We start from the raw sequence: 16,503 nt of genomic DNA, 5'->3' as shown, positions 1-16,503 counted from the left end.
GGCAATGCCCTAACCCACCTGCTGCTGCGCCAATTGGAGATCGCGCTGGCGCCGCTTCTCGCTGCGCGCCATCAGCCACCAGCCGATGACAGCGGCGATCGACACCGCCAGCACCATCAGCGTGGCCAGTGCGTTGATCTTGGGCTTCAGGCCCATGCGCACCGACGAGAACACGGTCATCGGCAGCGTGGTCGAATCCGGGCCGGCGACGAAGTTGGCGATCACCACGTCGTCCAGCGACAGGGTGAACGCCAGCAACCAGCCCGACACCAGCGCCGGCGCGATGATCGGCACGGTGATCAGGAAGAACACCTTGAGCCGGTTGGCGCCCAGGTCCATCGCCGCCTCTTCCAGCGAGCGATCCAGTTCCTGCAGGCGCGAGGACACCACCACGGTGACGAAGGACAGGGTGAAGGTGACATGCGCCGCCCAGATCGCCACCACGCCCTTGGGCGGGATGCCGAGCACGCCGCCCATCGACACCAGCATCATCATGATCGACAGGCCGATGATCACCTCCGGCATCACCAGCGGCGCGGTCACCAGCGCGCCGAACAGGCTCTTGCTGGGAAAGCGGCGGAAGCGGGTCATCGCCATCGCCGCCAGCGTGCCGAGCACCATCGACGCGGTCGCGGTCCAGAACGCCACCTTCAGGCTGATCCACGCCGCCTGCAGGATCTGCCGGTCGCGCAGCAGTTCGCCGTACCACTTGGTGGAGAAGCCGGCCCACACCGTCGCCAGCTTGGAGGCGTTGAACGAATACACCATCAACAGCAGGATCGGCAGGTACAGGAAGGCGAAGCCGGCGCCCAGCACCGTCCAGCGCAGCACCGTGCCCATGCCGCCGCGCACGCCGCTCATGCCTGCCCGCCTTCGAGCTGACGCTGCTGGTAGCGGTTGAAGATCAGGATCGGCACCATCAGCAGCGCCAGCATGGCGATCGCCACCGCCGAAGCGGTCGGCCAGTCGCGGTTGTTGAAGAATTCGCCCCACAGCACCCGGCCGATCATCAGCGTGTCCGGGCCGCCGAGCATTTCCGGGATCACGAACTCTCCCACCGCCGGGATCATCACCAGCATGCAGCCGGCGACGATGCCCGGCCGCGACAGCGGCAGGGTCACGGTCAGGAACGCCTTCCACGGCGGCGCGCCCAGATCGTAGGCGGCCTCGAGCAGGCGCTGGTCGAGCTTGACCAGGGTCGCGTACAGCGGCAGCACCATGAACGGCAGGTAGCAGTAGACGATGCCGATGTAGGCGGCGACCGGGGTGTAGAGGATGTGCAGCGGCGCATCGATCAGGCCCAGCGCCAGCAGCGCCCGGTTGAGCACGCCGTTGCTGTCGAGGATGCCGATCCAGGCGTAGACGCGGATCAGGAACGAGGTCCACGACGGCAGCACCACCAGCATCATCGCGATGTTGCGCGCCGACGGCGACAGCCGCGCGATCGCGTAGGCCATCGGATAGCCGATCAGCAGGGTCAGCGCGGTGGAGATGCCGGCGATCTTGATCGAGCCCCAGTAGGCCTCGATGTACTGGTGGTCGCGCAGCAGCGCCAGGTAGTTCTGCAGGGTCAGCTTCAGCGTCAGCGCGCCATCGCGGATCTCCAGCAGCTCGCTGTACGGCGGGCTGCGGATCGCCTGCTCGGCGAAGGAGATGCGCAGCACGATCAGGAACGGGATCGCGAAGAACAGCAGCAGCCACAGGTACGGCGCGGCGATCACCAGCCAGCGCAGCGCCGGCAGCGAGCCCAGGCGCACGCGTTGCGGCAGGCGCAGCCGCGGCGTCGGTTCCGGCGGCACCGGGACGACGGGCGCGCTCATGCGGTCAGCACCACGCCGTCGTTGTCGTCCCACGACACCCACACCGCGTCGCCCCAGGTCATGCCTTCGCTGTCCCAGCGCTTCTGGTTGGCGAAGTTGGATTGCACGCGGATGCCGCTGGGCAGGCGCACATGGAAGATCGAGTGGCTGCCGAAATAGGCGATGTCCTCGATGGTGCCACGCGCCTTGTTGTAGGTCTGCTCGGGTTCGCCCTTGGTGATCCAGACCTTTTCCGGGCGCACCGCGAACGCCACCTCCTGCCCTTCCACGCCGGTGATGCCGTGACTGATGTAGATCGGCACCGGGAACTGCGGGCACAGCACGGTCACGTGGTCGGGGTGGTCCTGGTCGATCCGGCCCTCGAACATGTTCACCGAGCCGATGAACTCGGCGGCGAAGCGGCTGTTCGGCGACTCGTAGATGTCGCCCGGCGTGCCGACCTGGCGGATGCGGCCCTGCTCCATCAGCGCGATGCGCGTGGCCATGGTCATCGCCTCCTCCTGGTCGTGGGTGACCATCACGCAGGTCACCCCCGAGGTCTCGATGATGGACACCAGTTCCAGCTGCATCTGCGAGCGCAGCTTCTTGTCCAGTGCGCCCATCGGCTCGTCCAGCAGCAGCAGCTTGGGCCGCTTGGCCAGCGAGCGCGCCAGCGCCACGCGTTGCTGCTGGCCGCCGGAGAGTTGATGCGGCTTGCGCTTGCCGAGCGTGCCCAGCCGCACCAGCTCCAGCATCTCGCCGACGCGGCTGGCGATGGCGCTGCGCGACAGCCCGTCCTGCTTGAGGCCGAAGGCGATGTTCTGCTCCACGCTCATGTGCGGGAACAGCGCATAGGACTGGAACATCATGTTGAGCGGGCGCCGGTACGGCGGCAGCCCATCCAGCGGCTCGCCGTCGAGCACGATGCGACCGCGACTGGGCTGCTCGAACCCGCCCAGGCAGCGCAGCAGCGTCGACTTGCCGCTGCCGGAGCCACCGAGCAGCGCGAAGATCTCGCCCTGGCCGATGTCCAGGTCGATGTCGTCCAGCGCGACGAACCCGTCGAACTCCTTGCGTAGCCCGGCGATGGACACATAGCCGGCCCCCTTGGCCGGCGGCTGCGCCGGCAGATGGTCGGTTCTCGCTTCGCTCAACGCCATCGGTGATTCCCCGTGAAGCACGCCGTCGTGCGGAGCGCCGATGCAGCGGCGACCGCGGCGCGGTGATCTTCAGTGTAGCTGTGACGGCGTGGGATTCGGGAGTCGGGATTGGGGATTCGCAAAAGCGGTGCGCGCCTACTGCGTCGTGGTCGGCGCCGGTGCCTCTGGTGCCGCCCAGCCCAGGCCCAGGCTCTTCTGCAACGCGACGTAGCGCAGCAGCACCTGGGTATGCGCCTGCAGCGCGCTGTCCTGGGCCGAGGCCTGCTGGCGCTGCACGTCCAGCGCATCGATCAGCGACGACGCGCCGGCGGCATAGCGCTGCTGCAGCAACGCGGCGGAACGATCCGCCGACGCCGCGGCCTTGTCCGCCGCCAGCGCCTGCTGGCGCGCGGCGCCGAACCGCGCCAGCGCGCCGTTGGCGTCCTGCAGTGCGGCCAGCACCGTGCCCTCGTAGGCGGCCAGGCGCGCATCGTTGCCGGCGCGGGCCTGCTCGACCTTGGCGCGGGTGGCGCCGAAGTCGAAAATCGACCATTGCAGGAACGGCGCCACCACGCTGTTGACCGCATCGCGGCCGAGATCGCCCGGCGAGGTGGCGGCCATGCCGATGTTGCCGAGCAGCCGCACTTGCGGGAAATACGCGCTCAGCGCTTCGCCGATCTGCGCCGACGAGGCGGCCAGCTGGCGCTCGGCGCGGCGCACGTCCGGGCGCCGGCGGATCAGCGCGCCGGCATCGTCCACCGGCACCGTCGCCGGCAGCGTCGGCAACGGCCGGTCCGCGGCCAGTTCGGCATCGAGCGCGCCCGGCTCGCGGCCGATCATCAACGCCAGTTGGTCCAGCGCCACCTGCGCCTGCGCCTGCAGATCCGGCAGCACCGCTTCCTGCTGCTGCAACTGCGCCTGCGCGCGTTCCACCTGAAGGTCGGCGTCGGCGCCGCGCTCGCGGCGCTGGCGGGTCAGTTGCAGGGTCTGCCGGGCGGCCTCCAGGTTGCGCTGGGCCACGACCATGCGCGCACGGGTGCTGCGGTAGCCCAGGTAGGCCTGCCCCACTTCGGCGGCGATCTGTACCTGGGTATCGGCAAGGTCGGCCTCGTCGGCCTGGGCGTCGGCCAGCGCGCCTTCGCTGGCGCGGCGGCGGCGGCCGAAGAAATCCAGTTCCCAGCTGGCATCGATGCCGACGCTGTAGAGCTGCATGCGCGGATCGATCTCCACCGGCTGGCCGGTGCCGGCAGCGATGCTGCCCAGGCGGTCGGTCAGCGCATCCGGCGCGCGCGCGTTGAGGTAGGCCGCGTTGGCACCGACGCTGGGCAACTGCTCGGCGTGGCGCTGGTCGACCAGCGCGCGCGAGGCACGCAGGCGCGCCTGCGCCACCCGCAGGTTGGGGCTGTGCTGCAGCGCCTGCTCGACCAGCATGCTCAGCTGCGGGTCGTGCAGGGTCTCCCACCAGCGCTGCGGCGGCGGCGCCGGCACGACGCCGGCGGCGGCGGCCGTGGCATCGGCGCGATGCAGCCGCGGCTGCGCCAGCGCCGCCTCGGCCACCGGTGGCGGTTTCACGTAGTCCGGGCCGAGCATGCAGGCCGACAGCAGCGACGGCAGCGCGGCGGCGACGAGAACGCGGGAGAAACGCTGGGCCATGGAATCCTCAATGCATCGCGAGCGGAGCGCCGCCCTTGGGCAGCGGCTTGAGCAGGAACGCCAGCGGGATCGTGCAGACCACGATCACCCCGAAGATCCAGAACAGGTCGTTGTAGGTCATCACCAGCGCCTGCTGCTGCACCAGCCGCGCCAGTTGCGCCAGCGACTGCATCGCCGCGCCGGCGCCGGAGGCCGACTGCAGCTGCGCGGCGATGCCGTGCAGGTAGTCCTGCGCCAACGGCGAATTGGCGGTGGTGCCGCTGCCGAGCATCTGCGTGTGGAACACCATGCGCCGCTCCTGGAAGGTGGAGATCAGCGCCAGCCCGATCGAGCCGCCCATGTTGCGCGCGGCGTTGAACAGGCCGGACGCATCGCCGGCCAGGTCCGCCGGTACCGAGGAGATCGCCGCCTGGTTGAGCGACATCATCGCCAGCGCCAGCCCGCAGCCCTGCAGCAGCTGCCCGGCGACGAAATGCATGCCCACCGACTCGGCGGTCAAATGCATGTTGACGAAGCAGGCCGCGGCGAAGCAGCTCAACCCGCCCAGCACCAGCACACGCACGTCCACCGTGGTCAGCAGCTTGGGCATCATCGGCATCAGCAGCACCGTGGGAATGCCCGACAGCAGCACCACGTAGCCGGACTGTTCGGTGTTGTAGCCGGAGATCACCGCCAGGAACTGCGGGATCATGTACATGACCCCGAACAGGATCATGCCCACCGCCATCACCATCACGAACACCGCGCCGAAACTGCGCTGCAGCAGGATCGACAGGCGGATCACCGGCTGCCGGCTGAGGAATTGCGAGGCCACCAGGGCGATGAAGCCGACCAACGAGACCACGCTCAGCAGCACGATCTCGGTGGACTCGAACCAGCGCTCGCGCTGGCCTTCCTCCAGCACCACGGTCAAGGCGCCCAGCCCGGCGGTCAGGCCGAAGATGCCGAGCCAGTCCGCGTCGAGCAGGCCGCGCAGGTACATGCGCTCGTGCGGCAGCCCGAGCAGCAGCAGCGCCACCAGGCCGGCGCAGACCGGCACGTTGAGGAAGAAGGCGTAATGCCAGCTCACGTTCTCGGTGAGCCAGCCGCCCAGCAGCGGCCCGATCACCGGGCCCAGGATCACGGTCATGCCGAACAGCGCCGTGCCCAGGGTCTGCTGCGCCGGCGGCAGGCGCGTTGCGACGATGGTCAGCGCCGTGGGGATCAGCGCGCCGCCGGCAAAGCCCTGGCCGACGCGGCCCAGGATCATGATGGTCAGGCTGTTGGACAGCCCGCACACCACCGAGAAGAAGGTGAACAGCAGCGCGCAGATCAGCAGGAAGTTGCGCAGCCCGAGGGTGCGCACGAACCAGCCGGTCAGCGGGATCATCACGATCTCGGCGACCAGGTAGGAGGTCGAGATCCAGGTGCCCTCGGTGCCGCTGGCGCCGACCTCGCCCTGGATGGTCGGCAGCGCGGCGTTGACGATGGAGATGTCCAGCGTCGCCATGAACGAGCCGATGGTGCCGGCGGCCACGGCCAGCCAGGCGCCGATGTCGGCCTTCTGCGGCGCCTGCGCGCCGGCCGCCGCGGCCGCTTCGCTCACGGGTTGCGCCCGCGCGGGGCGACCGCATCCTGGCCCTGCGCGTCCTCCTCCTCCACGCGCTCCTTGGCGTCCTTGGCACTGCGCGTATCCACCGTCACCGTGACCGACATGCCCGGCACCAGCACCTTGCGCGCCTCGGCGCCGGCCTTGATGCGGATCCGCACCGGCACCCGCTGCACCACCTTGGTGAAGTTGCCGGTGGCGTTCTCCGGCGGCAGCAGCGCGAACTGCGAACCGGTGCCGGGCGCGATGCTTTCGACCACGCCGTCCAGTTCCACGCCGGACAGCGCATCGACCTCGATCCGCGCCGGCTGCCCCGGCCGCATCAGCCCGACCTGGGTTTCCTTGAAGTTGGCGCTCAGGTACAGCGCCTCCACCGGCACCACGCTCATCAGCCTGGTGCCGGCCGCGACGAACTGGCCGACCTGCACGGTCTTGTCGCCGATGCGGCCGGCGATGCGCGCGGTCAGGCGGGTGTCCTCCACCGCCACTTCCGCCTGCGCGGCATCGGCCTGCGCCTGCACCAACGCGGCCCGCGCCTGGTCGAGCTGGGCGCTGGTGCCCTGCACCTGGCTCTCGGCGGCGACCACCTGGGCCTTGGCCGCGTCGAACTGCGCCTGCGCGCGGTCGCGGTCGTGGAGGATGCTTTCGTAGTGTTCGTGGGTATCGGCGCCGGACGCGGCCAGCGGCCCGAAGCGCTTGGCCTCGCCCTGGGCGAAGCGCAGGCTGGCGGCGGCCGCGGTCACCTGGGTGCGCGCCTGCAGCAGGCTGGCGCGCTGCGCCTGCAACCCGGCCTCGGCGGCGGCGATGTCGGCCTGGCGCACCGCGATGGCGGCCTGCGCCTGTTCCAGGGTGGCGCGGTAGGTGCGCGGGTCGATCTCCAGCAGCGGCTGCCCGGCGGCGACGGTCTGGTTGTCGCGCACGTACACCGCGGTCACGTAGCCGTTGACCCGCGGCGCCACCGCCACGGTGTCGGCCTGCAGATAGGCGTTGTTGGTCTCCTGCAGGTAGCGGCCGGTGGTGAGGTAGTAGATCAGCCACACCAGCAGGCCGATCACCACCACCAAGCCGATCAGCAGCAGGGTCCATTTGACCTTGGGGTTCTTCAGCGGCGATGGGGTATCGGACTTGCCGGTGTCGTCGCCGCCCGCGCCGTCCCGGCGCGCGTCATCCCGGCGCTTGCCGGCCTGGCCCTGGTCGTCATGGGCGTCGTGCGCGGCGGCCTGCCGCGGCGCCTGCGAGGAGTCTGGGTCGTGGTTGCTCAAGTCGCTGATTCCTGGGGAGAGGAAGAACGTCGCCGGGTCGGGACGGCGGGCCACCAGACGGTAGCGTACGCCGCATCGGCGCATTATTTGTACCGGTGGGTACAGGGTGTGTGAGCATCGGGTGGCAGGCGGGCTCTGGGCGTCTGCGCGATTGCGGACGGTGTGCAGCGCGCCACCCGGCCGCTTGCTTCGCGCCAATGGTTTCCGGGCCTGTCATCCCGCTGGAACCCATGTGCGGGGCGGCCTTCAACCGCGCGACGAGGCGCTATCGGGAAGGCCGGTCGCGGCTGAAGCCGCTCCTACGGGAGCGGACTTGCCCTGGCCGATACCGGCCGGGCGCGCTTGCCGGCGTGGTATCTGCGTGCACCAACAACAGCTGTAGGAGCGGCTTCAGCCGCGACGGGCGACGACGCGATGCGTCCCAGTCAGCATCGCGTCGGGACTGAAACCCCTCCCACAACGGTGCTGGTGCTTGGCATGGCCGGTTTGGGCAAGCGCGCTGCTTGCCCACGTCAACACCGAGACGTTACCCGGCCCCCTGAGGCCTGCGGCTCAACGACCGGTCTTGATCTCGGTCCACAGGCGGGTATACAGCTTGTCCACCTCGGGTGGGTTGATCGAGTAGGTGAACATCTTCGCGGCCACTTCCGGCGGCGGATAGATGGTCGGGTCGTTGCGGATCGCCGCGTCCACCAGCGGGGTCGCCTGCGGCACCGGGTTGGCGTAGTGGATGAAGTCGGTATTGGCCGCAGCCACCTTCGGCGTCAGCAGATAGTTGATGAACGCGTAGGCGTTGTCCGGGTGCTTGGCGTCCTTGGGGATGGCCAGCATGTCGAACCACTGCGGCGCGCCTTCCTTGGGAATCGAATAGGCCACGTGCACGCCGTTCTTGGCTTCCTCGGCGCGGTCGCGCGCCTGGATGATGTCGCCGGACCAGCCCACCGCCAGGCAGGTGCTGCCGTTGGCCAGCGAGGTCACGTACTGCGAGGAGTGGAAGTTCTGCACGTACGGGCGGATGCGCTTGATCAGCGCCGCGGCCTGCTCGATCTTGGCCTGGTCGGTGCTGTGCGGATCCTCGCCCAGGTAATGCAGCGCGATCGGGATCAGGTCCGAGGGCGTGTCCAGCAGGGTCACGCCGCAGTCCTTGAGCTTGGCCAGGTTCTCCGGCTTGAACACCAGATCCCAGCTGTTGGCGATGTCGGTGCTGCCGAACGCGGCCTTGACCTTGTCCACGTTGTAGCCGATGCCGGTGGTGCCGACCATGTACGGCACGCCGTACTTGTTGCCCGGATCCTGCTGCGCGATGCGCTGCATGATCTGCGGATCGAGATTGGCCAGGTTCGGGATCTTGCTCTTGTCCAGCGGCAGGAACACGCCCGCCTGGATCTGCCGGCCGAAGAAGTTCAGCGTCGGCACCACCACGTCGTAGCCGCTGCCGCCGGCCAGCAGCTTGGTCTCCACCATCTCGTCGCTGTCGAAGACATCGTAGGTGACCTTGATCCCGGTCTGCTTCTCGAACTCGGGAATCGTGTTCTCGGCGATGTAGTCCGAGTAGTTGTACACGTTGAGCACCTTCGCCTCGCCCTGCCCCGCCTTGTCCGCGTCGCTGCCGGAACCGCCGCAGCCGGCGAGCAGCGCCGTGGCCAGGGATAGAGTGAGCAGTCGCAAGGTCATGGCAGGTCTCCGCAGGTCCATGGGCAAGAGTGGGAAGGATCCGCGCCGCGTGCCGGATCCGGGGTAGACGCTCCAGACTACCCAGCGCCGGGCTATTTGCCCAGGGCCTGCGCCGTGTCCTCCAGCGCCAGCCAGGCCTTGTCGAACAGTTCGTCGACCTGGGCGCGGCTGAGGATCAGCGGCGGCGACAGCAGCATCGCGTCGTTGGTGGCGCGCAGGATCAGGCCGCGGCGCAGCGCGTTGTCGCGGCACAGCGCGCCGACCTTGCCACGCTCGGGGAAGGAGTGCCGACGCGGCTTGTCCGGCACCAGTTCGAGCGCGCCGATCATGCCGACGATGCGCGCCTCGCCGACCAGCCGATGCTCGCCCAGCTCGGCCCAGCGCTGCGCCAGGTACGGCGCGATCTCGCTGCGCGCGCGTTCGACGATGCCCTCGTCCCGCAGCAGGCGCAGATTCTCCAGCGCCACCGCCGCGCACACCGGATGGCCGGAATAGGTGCAGCCGTGCGCCAGTTCGCCGCCCTGCTCCTTCAGCACCGTGGCCACGCGCGTGCCGAACATCGCCGCCCCGAGCGGGATGTAGCCGGAGGTGATGCCCTTGGCGATGGTCATCACGTCCGGCTGGAAGCCGAAGTGTTGCGCCCCGAACCATTCGCCGGTGCGGCCGAAGCCGCAGATCACCTCGTCGGCGACCAGCAACACGTCGTAGCGGCGGCAGATGCGCTCGATCTCCGGCCAGTAGCTGCGCGGCGGAATGTACACGCCGATCGCGCCCATGATCGGTTCGCCGATGAACGCGGCCACCCGCTCCGGCCCCAGTTCCAGGATCTTGTCCTCCAGCCTGCGCGCGGCCAGCAGCCCGTACTCCTCGGGGTCCAGGTCGCCGCCGTCGCCGAACCAGTACGGCGGATCGATGTGGTGGATGTCGGGGATCGGCAATCCGCCCTGGCGGTGCATGCCCTTCATCCCGCCGAGGCTGGCACCGGCCATGGTGGTGCCGTGGTAGCCGTCGTGGCGGCCGATGAAGATGCTCTTCTGCGGCTGGTCCTGCACAGCCCAGAAGTGCCGCACCAGGCGCAGGATGGTGTCGTTGGCCTCGGAGCCGGAGTTGGTGAAGAAGGCATGGTCGAGGTCGCCGGGCGCCAGTTCGGCGAGCTTGGCTGCCAGGCGGATGGTGGGTTCGGTGGTGCACTGGAAGAAGCTGTTGTAGTACGCCAGTTGCTCCATCTGCCGCGCGGCGGCCTGGCCAAGTTCCTTGCGCCCGTAACCGACGTTGACGCACCACAGGCCGGCGAAGGCGTCGAGCAGTTGGTTGCCTTCGGCGTCCCAGACGTAGGCGCCGTCGCCGCGGGTGAGGATGCGGGTGCCTTTCTGCGCCAGGGCGCCGTTGTCGTTGAACGGGTGCAGGTGGTGCGCGGCATCCAGGTCCTGCAGGGCGCGCGTGTCGATCGGGTCCATGTCCACTCCAAGGTTGTTACCCAAGCCGCCGCAGCGGCAAGTACTGCTGTGCTGTCGCCGTGCATCTTGCTGTTGCTCTTGCTGTTGCTGTTGCTCTTGCTGTTGCTGTTGCTGTTGCCTTACCGGGTTCCCTTCCGAAGCGGCGGCCGTGCCGGGGAAAAACCCCGAAGGGGCGGCGCACATGGACGTGCGCCGTTCGCGGCAGGGGCAGGATGCCCCTTCCGCGAATCCCCGGCACGGACGCGGACCCGGAGCGCGTTAGCGCGGAGGGCGCGAGGCAGGGCGCGCTTTCTTTTGGTTACCTTTTCTTTGCGCGAGCAAAGAAAAGTAACTCGCCCGCAAGGGCGAAAGCCTTTGCCGTTGCTGATGCTTTTGCTGTTAAAGCTCTAAAGCTTTAAACGCTTGAAGCAAGAGCAACAGCTTCCGCTAACGCGGGTCACTTTTCTTTGCTTGTGCAAAGAAAAGTAACCAAAAGAAAGCACACCCCGCAGCGCGCCCTCCGCGCTTCGCGCTCCGGGTTCGCAGCCACGACGGGGATTCGCGGAAGGGGCATCCTGCCCCTGCCGCGAACGGCGTACATCCATGTACGCCGCCCTTCGGGTTTTTCCCCGCCGTGGCTGCCGCGCCGAGGGGGCCCGGGTAAAGCAGAAGCAAAAGCAACGGCGCAACAGCAAAAGCAAAAGCAAAACAGCGACAGCGAACGCTATGTATTGCGGTTGCGGTATGGACGCGGTTGGAACATCGGGAAACCTTCGGTGAGACGACGTCGCATTACTGCGCCGCGGCCTCCGCCGTCTTCACCTTCATGCCGGCATGCAAGGCCTCTGGCGGATCCAGCACCACCGTGTCGCCGGCGGCCAGGCCGGACAGTACCTGGCGGTCGTCGCCCAGGGCGATGCCGGTCTTCAGCGCGCGCTGCTCGACCGTGTTGTCCTCCTTCACCGCGAACGCCACGTCCTGGCCTGCGCGCTTGACGATCGCCGCGCCCGGCACCCGCACGCCCTGCGGCGTGTGTTGCGCCTGCGGCTGCGGCGCCTCCAGGAAACTGACCCGTACGCCCATCTCCGGCACGATCCGCGCGTCCTTCTGCTTCAGCGCCACCCGCACCTTCACCGTGGCCTTGCCGCGGTCAGCGGAGGGGATGATCGCGATCACCTCGGCCGGGATCTTCCAGTCCGGATACGCGTTGAGCACCGCTTCCACCGGCATGCCTGGCTTGACCCGGCCGATGTAGGACTCGCCCACCTCGACCTCGATTTCCAGCGAATCCATGTCGACGATGGTGCCGATGCCGGTGCGGGTGAAGCCGCCGCCGGCCGACAGCGGCGAGACGATCTCGCCCGGCTGCGCCGCCTTGGCGGTGACCACGCCGGAGAACGGCGCGCGCACGATGGTGTTGTCGACGTTGAGATCGGAGATCGACAACTGGTTGCCGGCCACCGCCACGTTGCGCTGCGCATTCTGCAACTGCGCACGCAGGGCATCGCGCTGCGCCACCGCCTGCTCGTACTGCGAACGCGAGACCAGTTGCTGGCCTGCCAGGGTCTGCAGCCGCTGCGCGTCGGCGTCGGCCTGGCGTACCTGCGCCTGCATGTTGGCCACCAGGCTGCGCGCCGCGTCCAGTTGCGAGGCCGACAGCACCCGCTGCGCGTTGGCGTCGATCGGGTCCAGTGTCGCCATCACCTGGCCTTCCTCCACGCGCATGCCTTCCTCGATGCGCACCTCGCGGACCTTGCCGGTGATCTTGGCCGAGACCGTGGCCATGCGCCGCGCCACCACGTAGCCGCTGGCGTCCAGCACCGAGGCACTGCTGCTGCCGGGGGCGATCGCCACCACCGCGGCGGTGCGCACCTCCAGCGGCTTGCTGCGGCCGAACAGCAGCCAGGCGCCGGCGCCGAGGGCGAGCAGCACCACCAGCAGCACGGCGATCCACAGCCCGCGCCGCGACGGCGGCTCGCTCGGCGGCGCCTTGCGGTCGATACGGAGTTCCTTGAGCAGGTCGGAGGAAGTACTCATCGTGTCCTTGAACGAAACGGTCGGCGCGCTGCAGTGTGCGAGTCCCGGGCCGCCGTGGGCATGGCCGGAAGTCACTTTCTGCGGTGCGCTGTAGCGGGAGAACGCCGCCCCTCGGCGTGGCCCGCAGCATGCGGCAATCGTGCCGGGGCTGCCAGTGACAGATGTCATTCGATGCAGTTGACGCGCCGCACTGGGCCGCGTCCCCGCCGCGGCGCAGCCTAGGCACTCCCTGCCACCACCGGAGTGTCCCATGCCCGACCACGATGCGTTGCCGCTGGCGCAGCTCAGCGGCGTCCACAAGCGCTACGGCGCGCTGGTCGCGCTCGATGGCGTCGACCTGCAGTTGCACCGCGGCCAGTTGCTGGCGCTGCTGGGCGCCAACGGCGCCGGCAAGAGCACCGCGGTGGGCCTGCTGCTCGGGCTGCAGACGCCCGATGGCGGTAGTGTGCGCCTGTGCGGGCGGGAGCCGCGCTCGCTGGCGGCGCGCCGCCAGGCCGGGGCGATGCTGCAGACCGCCGGGCTGCCGGAGACGCTGCGCGTGGGCGAACTGCTGCTGCAGGCGCGCGGTTACTACCCGCGCCCGCGCAGCGTCGCCGATTGCGTGGCGCTGGCCGGGTTGGAAGGACTGATGGCGTGCCGCTACGGCCAGCTGTCCGGCGGCCAGCAGCGGCGCGTGCAGTTCGCGATGGCGATCTGCGGGCGGCCGCAGGTGCTGTTCCTGGATGAGCCCAGCACCGGTCTGGACATCGAGGCGCGGCAGGGCCTGTGGCGGGCGATCCGCGAACTGGTCGCCGACGGCTGTGCGGTGCTGCTGACCACGCACTATCTGGAAGAAGCCGAGGCGCTGGCCGATCGGGTGGCGGTGCTGCAGCGCGGCACGTTGATTGCCGAGGGCAGTGTCGCCGACCTGCGTGCGCGCTTCGAGCAATGCACCATCCGCTGCCGCAGCGCGTTGCCGGCGGCGCAGGTGGCGCAGTGGCCGCAGGTGCGCCGCGCCGACACCCGCGACGGGGTGCTCGAGGTGGTCGCCGAGCCGGCCGAGCCGGTGGTGGCGCGGCTGCTCGCCAGCGATCCGGCGCTGACGGCGCTGGAAGTGCGCCGCGCCGGCCTCGCCGACGCCTTTCTCGCCCTCACCCGTGCGGAGGCCGCATGAACCCGAGCGATTTTCCTGTTGCTTCGCCGCCGGCCGCCTGGTCGCTGCGCGACCAGCTCGCGCTGCTGCTGCGCGAGATCCGTTACGAGGTGCTGCGCTGGCTGCGCACGCCGTCGTTCGCCTTGCCGACGTTGCTGTTCCCGCCGCTGTTCTACCTGCTGTTCGGCGTGCTGCTCAATCATGGGCGCCACGACGCGGCGGTGTACCTGATGGCCAGCTACAGCGTGTTCGGGGTGATGGCGCCGGCGCTGTTCGGCTTCGGCGTCGGCCTGGCCCTGGACCGCGAGCGCGGCCTGCTGGCGCTGAAGCGGGCGATGCCGGTGCCGCCGATGGCGCTGCTGCTGGCGCGGACCGCGCTGGCAATGGCATTCGCGCTGGCGATCGGGGTGTTGCTGCAGGTGCTGGCCGGGTTGCTCGGCGGGGTCATGCTGCCCCCGGGGCAGCGGCTCTGGCTGCTGCTGATCGATGTGCTGGGCACGCTGCCGTTCTGCGCGATCGGGCTGGCGCTGGGGACCTACGCCGGCGGCAGCGGCGCGCCGGCGCTCGTCAACCTGATCTATCTGCCGATGGCGTTCCTGTCGGGGCTGTGGATCCCGCTGCAGTTGCTGCCGGCGTGGCTGACCACGCTGGCGCCGCTGTGGCCGTCCTACCACCTGGGCCAACTGGCGCTGCGCGTGGTCGGGCAGAGCGACGGCCATGGCAGTGCTGGCCACGTCGCCGCACTGCTGGCGGTGACGGTGGTGTTCTACGCACTGGCGCAGCGGCGCCTGCGCCGCGGCTGATGGCACGCCGCGTCCATCCCGGCGTCGCCGCGCGGTTCCGCGCGCCGGCGCCTTCGCTAAGCTATGCGCCGCGGCGGCCATGCCGCCCTGGGAGCCCGACGTGATCGCCTTGCTGCACGCCTCGCCCGACTCGCTGATTGCCCGCCGCATCGGTTGGAGCTCGGCCAAGTCCAGCACCCACTGGTTCGTGTGGCTGTCGCTGGTGTGGTCGATCTGGCTGTTCGTCACCCCGCTGTACGAGCCGCACTACTTCCGCAACTGGTTCCCGCCGACGCTGGCCAGCTATGCGGTGTTCCTCGCCCTGTACTACGTGGCCTATTACCTCCACCGGCGCTACTTGCCCTGGTGCGTGGCGGGCATGGCGGCGCTGGCGTTCGTGCTGCTGCCGTACAACCCCGGTGCGCAGTGCTACATCATCTATGCGTGTGCCTTTCTGGCGTTCTGTCTGGAGCCGGTGCGGGCGGTGGCGGCGATGCTGCTGGTGCTGGCCTTGTTCGCGCTGGCCTGGATGCTGCGCGGCTGGTCGCCGCTGTACATGGTCAGCGCGGTGGTGGTCGGCCTGTCGGTGGGGCTGATGAACATCAGTTTCGAGCGCCGTGCGCGCGGTGAGGCGCAACTGCGCCTGAGCCACGAGGAAGTGCGGCGCCTGGCGGCGGTGGCCGAGCGCGAGCGCATCGGCCGCGACCTGCACGACCTGCTCGGCCACACCCTGTCGCTGGTCGCGCTGAAGTCGGACCTGGCCACGCGCCTGCTCGCCCATGATGCCGCTGCGGCGCAGCGCGAGATGGAGGAGGTGGGCCAGGTCGCACGCGAGGCGCTGGGCCAGGTGCGGCGCGCGGTCAGCGGCATCCGCGCCGCGCAACTGGCGGCGGAGATCGCCGCGGCCAAGCTGCTGCTGGAATCGTCGGGGGTGACGTTCCGCTACCAGGTCGAGGCCTTGCCGCCATGCCCGCAGCTGGAGACGGTGTTCGCGCTGGTGCTGCGCGAGGCCGCCACCAACATCCAGCGCCATGCCCGTGCCAATCACGCGCAGTTGCGGCTGTGGTGCGAGCGCGGCCAGGCCCTGCTGGAACTGCGCGACGACGGCCGCGGCGGCGCGCTGCAGCCGGGCACCGGGCTGAGCAGCATGCGCGAACGGCTGGAGGCGGTGGGCGGCAGCCTGCGCATCGCCTCCGAGCGCGGCCTGGGCACCTGCCTGGTCGCCGCGGCGCCGTTGCCGCGGGTCGAGGCGGCCGTCGTGCCGGAGGCCGCAACGGCGGCGCGGAGGCCCGCCCCGGCGGACCAGGACGCCGCGCTCGGCTGAGCGCCGGCCCGGCCCGGGCACTACAATGGGCCGACAAGGACCGGGGGGTGCCGTGATTCGTTTAGTGCTGGCGGAGGACCAGGCGATGGTGCGTGGTGCGCTGGGCGCACTGCTGGGCCTGGAAGCGGATCTGGACGTGGTCGCCAGCGCGGCCGACGGCGAGGCCGCCTGGCGCGCACTGCAGGCGCACTCCCCGGATCTGCTGGTCACCGATATCGAGATGCCCGGCCTCAGCGGCCTGGAACTGGCCCAGCGCATCCAGCGCCAGCAGCTGCCGGTACGCGTCGTCATCGTCACCACCTTCGCCCGCCCCGGCTTCTTGCGGCGCGCGCTGGACGCCGGAGTCGGCGGCTACCTGCTCAAGGACGCGCCGCCGCAGCGGCTGATCGAGGCGATCCGCCAGGTCCACCGCGGCGGCCGCGCGATCGATCCGGAACTGGCGCTGGAAGCCTGGTCGGAGGCCGACCCGCTCAACGACCGCGAGCGCCAGGTGCTGCGCTTGGCCGGCGAGGGCGCCTCGGCCGGCGACATCGCCACGCAGCTGGGGCTGTCGTCGGGCACGGTGCGCAACTACCTGTCCGAGGCGATCGGCAAGCTCGGCGCCGGCAACCGCATCGAGGCGGCGCGGCTGGCGCGGCAGAAGGGCTGGCTGTGACGCGGCATGCCGTTCGGCCTGC

The 16,503-nt window shown here is 69.6% G+C and carries 13 protein-coding genes; 4 read left to right on the top strand and 9 right to left on the bottom strand.

All coding sequences use genetic code 11. The features are described from left to right. Positions 1 to 9 precede the first annotated feature (9 nt). The 9 genes from FHR56_RS03000 to FHR56_RS02960 all read right to left on the bottom strand — a co-directional run bounded on the left by FHR56_RS03000 (position 10) and on the right by FHR56_RS02960 (position 12,588). Positions 10 to 861 carry an ABC transporter permease subunit gene (locus tag FHR56_RS03000; protein ID WP_160945891.1) on the bottom strand — a complete coding sequence of 284 codons (852 nt, stop codon included), beginning with the start codon at positions 859 to 861 and terminating at the stop codon, positions 10 to 12. Beyond that, a complete protein-coding gene (locus tag FHR56_RS02995; RefSeq protein WP_160945890.1) occupies positions 858 to 1,820 on the bottom strand; it encodes an ABC transporter permease subunit in 963 nt (320 codons plus the stop codon). Before FHR56_RS02995 ends, FHR56_RS03000 begins: the two co-directional genes overlap by 4 nt. Then, complete coding sequence (potA, locus tag FHR56_RS02990) at positions 1,817 to 2,959, bottom strand: polyamine ABC transporter ATP-binding protein (protein WP_160945889.1); 1,143 nt, start codon at positions 2,957 to 2,959, stop codon at positions 1,817 to 1,819. Before potA ends, FHR56_RS02995 begins: the two co-directional genes overlap by 4 nt. A 135-nt stretch (positions 2,960 to 3,094) precedes the next feature. Further along, on the bottom strand, positions 3,095 to 4,591 hold the full coding sequence (locus FHR56_RS02985) for an efflux transporter outer membrane subunit (protein ID WP_160945888.1): 1,497 nt from the start codon (positions 4,589 to 4,591) through the stop codon (positions 3,095 to 3,097). 7 nt (positions 4,592 to 4,598) lie between these two features. Then, a complete protein-coding gene (locus FHR56_RS02980) occupies positions 4,599 to 6,176 on the bottom strand; it encodes a DHA2 family efflux MFS transporter permease subunit (RefSeq protein WP_160945887.1) in 1,578 nt (525 codons plus the stop codon). Beyond that, on the bottom strand, positions 6,173 to 7,441 hold the full coding sequence (locus tag FHR56_RS02975) for an HlyD family secretion protein (protein ID WP_160945886.1): 1,269 nt from the start codon (positions 7,439 to 7,441) through the stop codon (positions 6,173 to 6,175). Before FHR56_RS02975 ends, FHR56_RS02980 begins: the two co-directional genes overlap by 4 nt. Positions 7,442 to 7,993: 552 nt before the next feature. Further along, positions 7,994 to 9,115, bottom strand: coding sequence for a polyamine ABC transporter substrate-binding protein (locus FHR56_RS02970; protein WP_160945885.1), 1,122 nt, complete (start codon positions 9,113 to 9,115; stop codon positions 7,994 to 7,996). Between the two features lie 92 nt (positions 9,116 to 9,207). Beyond that, positions 9,208 to 10,572 carry an aspartate aminotransferase family protein gene (locus tag FHR56_RS02965; RefSeq protein WP_160945884.1) on the bottom strand — a complete coding sequence of 455 codons (1,365 nt, stop codon included), beginning with the start codon at positions 10,570 to 10,572 and terminating at the stop codon, positions 9,208 to 9,210. A 771-nt stretch (positions 10,573 to 11,343) separates the two neighbouring features. Then, positions 11,344 to 12,588 (bottom strand): efflux RND transporter periplasmic adaptor subunit, encoded by a 1,245-nt coding sequence (locus tag FHR56_RS02960; protein WP_160946101.1) that lies wholly within the window; start codon positions 12,586 to 12,588, stop codon positions 11,344 to 11,346. Between the two features lie 250 nt (positions 12,589 to 12,838). Here FHR56_RS02960 and FHR56_RS02955 point away from each other — a divergent pair, with 250 nt between their 5' ends. The 4 genes from FHR56_RS02955 to FHR56_RS02940 all read left to right on the top strand — a co-directional run bounded on the left by FHR56_RS02955 (position 12,839) and on the right by FHR56_RS02940 (position 16,481). After that, positions 12,839 to 13,741 carry an ABC transporter ATP-binding protein gene (locus FHR56_RS02955; RefSeq protein WP_160946102.1) on the top strand — a complete coding sequence of 301 codons (903 nt, stop codon included), beginning with the start codon at positions 12,839 to 12,841 and terminating at the stop codon, positions 13,739 to 13,741. Then, positions 13,738 to 14,523 carry an ABC transporter permease gene (locus tag FHR56_RS02950; protein ID WP_160946103.1) on the top strand — a complete coding sequence of 262 codons (786 nt, stop codon included), beginning with the start codon at positions 13,738 to 13,740 and terminating at the stop codon, positions 14,521 to 14,523. The genes FHR56_RS02955 and FHR56_RS02950 overlap by 4 nt, the downstream gene beginning before the upstream one ends. 79 nt (positions 14,524 to 14,602) lie before the next feature. After that, a complete protein-coding gene (locus FHR56_RS02945; RefSeq protein ID WP_202406870.1) occupies positions 14,603 to 15,826 on the top strand; it encodes a sensor histidine kinase in 1,224 nt (407 codons plus the stop codon). A gap of 52 nt (positions 15,827 to 15,878) precedes the next feature. Beyond that, a complete protein-coding gene (locus FHR56_RS02940; RefSeq protein WP_160946104.1) occupies positions 15,879 to 16,481 on the top strand; it encodes a response regulator transcription factor in 603 nt (200 codons plus the stop codon). Positions 16,482 to 16,503 lie beyond the last annotated feature (22 nt).

Source organism: Xanthomonas sp. F10 (assembly GCF_014206815.1).
Lineage (GTDB): Bacteria > Pseudomonadota > Gammaproteobacteria > Xanthomonadales > Xanthomonadaceae > Xanthomonas_A > Xanthomonas_A indica.
This window is presented reverse-complemented; position numbering and strand designations above follow the sequence as displayed.

Excerpts from the sequence above, each read along its gene's own strand:
- FHR56_RS03000 (WP_160945891.1), bottom strand. The coding sequence starts at position 861 with ATGAGCGGCGTGCGCGGCGGCATGGGCACGGTGCTGCGCTGGACGGTG.
- FHR56_RS02995 (WP_160945890.1), bottom strand. The coding sequence starts at position 1,820 with ATGAGCGCGCCCGTCGTCCCGGTGCCGCCGGAACCGACGCCGCGGCTG.
- potA (WP_160945889.1), bottom strand. The coding sequence starts at position 2,959 with ATGGCGTTGAGCGAAGCGAGAACCGACCATCTGCCGGCGCAGCCGCCG.
- FHR56_RS02985 (WP_160945888.1), bottom strand. The coding sequence starts at position 4,591 with ATGGCCCAGCGTTTCTCCCGCGTTCTCGTCGCCGCCGCGCTGCCGTCG.
- FHR56_RS02970 (WP_160945885.1), bottom strand. The coding sequence starts at position 9,115 with ATGACCTTGCGACTGCTCACTCTATCCCTGGCCACGGCGCTGCTCGCC.
- FHR56_RS02965 (WP_160945884.1), bottom strand. The coding sequence starts at position 10,572 with ATGGACCCGATCGACACGCGCGCCCTGCAGGACCTGGATGCCGCGCAC.
- FHR56_RS02960 (WP_160946101.1), bottom strand. The coding sequence starts at position 12,588 with ATGAGTACTTCCTCCGACCTGCTCAAGGAACTCCGTATCGACCGCAAG.
- FHR56_RS02955 (WP_160946102.1), top strand. The coding sequence starts at position 12,839 with ATGCCCGACCACGATGCGTTGCCGCTGGCGCAGCTCAGCGGCGTCCAC.
- FHR56_RS02950 (WP_160946103.1), top strand. The coding sequence starts at position 13,738 with ATGAACCCGAGCGATTTTCCTGTTGCTTCGCCGCCGGCCGCCTGGTCG.
- FHR56_RS02945 (WP_202406870.1), top strand. The coding sequence starts at position 14,603 with ATGCCGCCCTGGGAGCCCGACGTGATCGCCTTGCTGCACGCCTCGCCC.